General features: G+C 71.8%; 5 protein-coding genes. 3 read left to right on the top strand and 2 right to left on the bottom strand.

Annotation, left to right across the window (positions count from 1 at the left end; translation table 11 throughout):
* A partial coding sequence (locus tag JGS39_RS38180; protein ID WP_219574366.1) for a MarR family winged helix-turn-helix transcriptional regulator occupies positions 1-484 on the bottom strand: 484 nt, incomplete at its 3' end.
* Positions 481-1,074, bottom strand: a complete 594-nt coding sequence (locus JGS39_RS38175; protein WP_219574365.1) for a type 1 glutamine amidotransferase family protein — start codon at positions 1,072-1,074, stop codon at positions 481-483. The genes JGS39_RS38180 and JGS39_RS38175, both read right to left, overlap by 4 nt.
* Before the next feature lie 170 nt (positions 1,075-1,244).
* Between JGS39_RS38175 and JGS39_RS38170 the strand changes: the two genes are divergently transcribed.
* The 3 genes from JGS39_RS38170 to JGS39_RS38160 all read left to right on the top strand — a co-directional run.
* Positions 1,245-2,606, top strand: a complete 1,362-nt coding sequence (locus JGS39_RS38170; RefSeq protein ID WP_219574364.1) for an aspartate aminotransferase family protein — start codon at positions 1,245-1,247, stop codon at positions 2,604-2,606.
* A gap of 66 nt (positions 2,607-2,672) precedes the next feature.
* Complete coding sequence (locus JGS39_RS38165) at positions 2,673-3,437, top strand: GntR family transcriptional regulator (RefSeq protein ID WP_219574363.1); 765 nt, start codon at positions 2,673-2,675, stop codon at positions 3,435-3,437.
* Positions 3,438-3,602: 165 nt separating this feature from the next.
* On the top strand, positions 3,603-4,118 hold a 516-nt coding region (locus JGS39_RS38160; protein WP_219574362.1), incomplete at its 3' end, for a putative DNA-mimic protein.

Here is a 4,118-nt window from a genome sequence, read left to right as displayed (position 1 = left end):
GGCCGGGGGAGCCGGGCGGGTTCGGGGAGCCGGGCTGGTTCGGGGGCCCGAGGGTTTCCAGCGCCCGGGTCAGGCGCTCCAGTACCCGGACCGTCTCCGTGAAGCCCTCGTCCCCCAACTCCCCCGCCAGGCGCTCCGCGAACTCCGCGTGCCCCGGGTTGATCCGGGACATCGCGGCCCGGCCCGCCTCCGTGGGGCGGAGCAGCTTCGCGCGGCGGTGGGCCGGGTTGGGGAGGTACTCCGCGAGGCCCTTGCCCACCAGCAGATCGGCGATGCGCTGCACGCCCTGCCGGGTGATGCCCATCGAGCGGGCGATCCCGGAGACCGGCAGCGGCTCGGTGATCACCGCGCCGAGCACCTGCCACCACGCGGCGGTCAGTCCGGCCGGAGCGGCCAGCTTCTCCGCCACGGAGAGGAACCGGCCGTTGAGGTGGAAGATCCCGAGGGCGGTCCGGCTCAGCCGGTCCTGGTCCGCGTGGCTCATCCCTGCAGCACCTCGTACGCGCTCGGGTCCGAATCGTGGAAGAGCCGGTACCAGGCGTCGAGCTTCTTCTCGTCGTACACCCCGAGACGGGCGAAGACCTCGCGGGCGAACGCGACCGGTTCGGTGGGGCCGGCGGTGATCAGGTCGCCGTCGGTGACGGCATCGGCTTCGGTGTAGTGCGCGCCGCCCGCGTACCCGGTGGTCGCCAAATAGAACGAGACCGCGCTCGTGTGCGCCCGCTCGTCGAGCAGTCCCTCGCGGGCCAGTCCCGCCGTCGCCCCGCAGATCGCGGCGACCGGCACGCCCGCGTCCAGGAAGGTGCGCGCCGTGCGGGCGAAGGGGGCGAGCGTGTCGCCGGAGTCCCACAGCGCGGCGCCCGGCAGGATCAGCAGCGCACTGTCCTCGGGGCGCAGTTCCGCCAGCGGGAGATCGGGCCGGACGGTCAGTCCGCCCATGCTGGTGACGGGAGCGGTGGTGGGGCCGACCGTGCGGACGGTGAAGCCGTTCTGGGCGAGATGGGCGGTCGTGTGCCCGGTCTCCCAGTCGGCATAGGTGTCGTACACGGCCAGGTGTGCGGTCCTGCGGGTCATGACGGCCTCCTCGACGGGAAGAACGTTGATGACAACATGTTGTCGCTTCGACAGCATGTTGTCAATAACTCGTGGGGTGCGCGGCAACCCGACACCCTGCCGAACCAGGCGGCCCACGGCATACAAGGTGGCCATACCGGACGCCGCCCGCTGCCGCCTACGCTCGTCGCATGACCCCTCATCTCCCTGTCGACTCCGCTGCCGGCGCGGCCGTCAAGGCCGCCGACCGCGCGCACGTGTTCCACTCCTGGTCCGCCCAGGGCCTGATCGACCCGCTCGCCGTCGCCGGCGCCGAGGGGTCGTATTTCTGGGACTACGACGGCAACCGCTACCTGGACTTCACCAGCGGCCTCGTCTTCACCAACATCGGTTACCAGCACCCCACCGTCGTCGCCGCCATCCAGGAGCAGGCGGGGAGGATGACGACCTTCGCGCCCGCCTTCGCGGTCGAGGCGCGCTCCGAGGCGGCCCGCCTCATCGCCGAGCGCACCCCCGGCGACCTGGACAAGATCTTCTTCACCAACGGCGGTGCCGAGGCCGTCGAGAACGCCGTCCGGATGGCCCGGCTGCACACCGGCCGCACGAAGGTGCTCTCCGCCTACCGCTCGTACCACGGCGCCACCTCCACCGCGATCAACCTGACCGGTGACCCGCGCCGCTGGGCGTCCGACAACGGCTCGGCGGGCGTCGTCCGGTTCTGGGCCCCGTTCCTCTACCGTTCGCCGTTCTACGCGCAGACCGAGGCGGAGGAGTGCGCCCGCGCGCTCCAGCACCTGGAGGACACCCTCGCCTACGAGGGTCCGTCGACCATCGCCGCGATCATCCTGGAGACCATCCCGGGCACCGCCGGCATCATGACGCCGCCGCCCGGCTATCTCGCCGGTGTCCGCGAGATCTGCGACCGGTACGGCATCGTCTTCGTCCTCGACGAGGTCATGGCCGGCTTCGGCCGCACCGGCAAGTGGTTCGCCGCCGACCACTTCGACGTCACGCCCGACCTGATGACCTTCGCCAAGGGCGTCAACTCCGGGTACGTCCCGCTCGGCGGCGTCGCCATCTCTGCCGAGATCGCCGCCACCTTCGAGACCCGCCCCTACCCGGGCGGCCTCACCTACTCCGGGCACCCGCTGGCCTGCGCCGCCGCCGTCGCCACCATCCAGGTGATGGAGGACGAGAAGGTCATCGAGAACGCCGCCCACATCGGCGAGAACGTCCTCGGCCCCGGACTGCGCGAACTCGCCGACAACCACCCCTCGGTCGGTGAGGTCCGCGGCCTCGGGGCGTTCTGGGCGCTGGAGCTGGTCCGTAACAAGGAGACCCGCGAGCCGCTGGTCCCGTACAACGCGACGGGCGAGGCGAACGCGCCGATGGCGGCCTTCGGCGCCGCTGCCAAGAAGAACGGCCTGTGGCCCTTCATCAACATGAACCGCACGCACGCCGTTCCTGCCTGCAACGTCACCGAGGCCGAGGCCAAGGAGGGCCTGGCCGCTCTCGACGCCGCACTGTCCGTGGCCGACGAGCACACCGCGTAACGCTGCCGCGCCCCTTTCCGCCGGCCTCGTCTAAGGTGACCCGAGGCCGAAACGGGGAGGGGCGCCATGCGCGCGAGCGGAGCTGTCACACGCAGTACGCTGCGGCAGCAGATCGCGGACGCGCTGCGTGACGAGGTGCTCGCCGGGCGTTTGCAGCCGGGACGGGAGTTCACCGTCAAGCAGATCGCCGAGCAGTACGGGGTCTCCGCGACGCCCGTCCGCGAGGCGCTCTTCGACCTCTCCGCGCAGGGCCTGCTCGAATCCGACCAGCACCGCGGCTTCCGCGTCCACGAGTTCACCGTCGCGGACTACCGCGCGATGGTGGAGGCCCGGACCCTGGTGATGGACGGGGTCATCCGGGACGTCTTCTCGGGGCCGCTCCCCGGCGCCGCGCGCCAGGCCGCCTTCCGGGACGCCCTCGTCTCCGTACGCCGCCGGGCCGAGGAGGCCTCCCGCGCCGCGCGCGGCGGCGACCTGGACATCCTGATCGGCTACGACCTGCGCTTCTGGCGCGAATTGGGCGCCCTCGTCGGCAACACCTACATCACCGACTTCCTCCACCGGCTGCGCGTCCAGGCCTGGGTGTTCGCCGTGCCGTACCTGCGTGGCGACGGCGATGCGCGGAACTGGCTGTGGAACGGGCACCCCGAACTCGTCGCCGCGATCTCGCACCGCGACCGTGACGCCCTGCGCAGGGCCGTCGAGGACTACAACAACCACGCCCTGAGCTGGGCGGACCGGCTGGCGGCCGGGGATCCGGCCCGTCCGGGAGACGCACCGCGGCCCGACGGGCCGGACGGGCCCGCGGGCCGTCCGCGCCCGACGCACTGAAGCGTTCGGACAGGCGGGGCGGGCAGGGCGCGCCCTCCTCCGGACACGCGGGGCGGAGCAGGCACGATCCGGTCCCGATGGGCCACTGTCCGCGACGCCGCGACCGCATTACGCTGTCCCGACCATCGCACCACCGCACACATCCCCGTATGAGAGCGAGACTTCGTGGCCTGTGACCTGTGGCTGGTCCCCCTCGTCGATGTGCTGTGCCACAGCCCCGACAACCCCTTCGCCGAAGAGATAGCCGTCTACGACAAAGCGCTCGGCGAGGCAGGGCTGCCGCCCGTGCCCGTCTACGCGTACATGCCCGGGCTGACCGGTGACGTGGCCCCGGTCGCGGGCTTCGACTACGACGCACTGCACTTCCTGCGTCGCGCCCATCTGCTCCACCTCAGCGGCCTCGCCGTCACCCCCGTCGACGAACTGGGCGGGGACTACGAGCAGTTGCTGGAGATGTTCGAGCCGACCGCCCAGCAGTCGCACCTGGTGTGGCACTACGACCACGCGGGCGCGTACGTCCCCGTCGACTTCGCCATGCCGCTGTCCACCGACGCCCTGCTGGAGGGCGGCGGTCCGCTCGGCTCGGCGCACGGACTGCTGCGGGAGCTGCAGTTCGTCGCCCCGTCCATCGGTATCGACCCGGCCAACCCGCCGCCCGCCCCGCTGCCGCCCGTCGCGCCC

Origin of the sequence: Streptomyces poriferorum (genome assembly GCF_019399235.1) — a bacterium.
Lineage (GTDB): Bacteria > Actinomycetota > Actinomycetes > Streptomycetales > Streptomycetaceae > Streptomyces > Streptomyces poriferorum.
The sequence above is the reverse complement of the archived record's forward strand: the minus strand, read 5'-3'. Positions and strand labels throughout refer to the sequence as shown.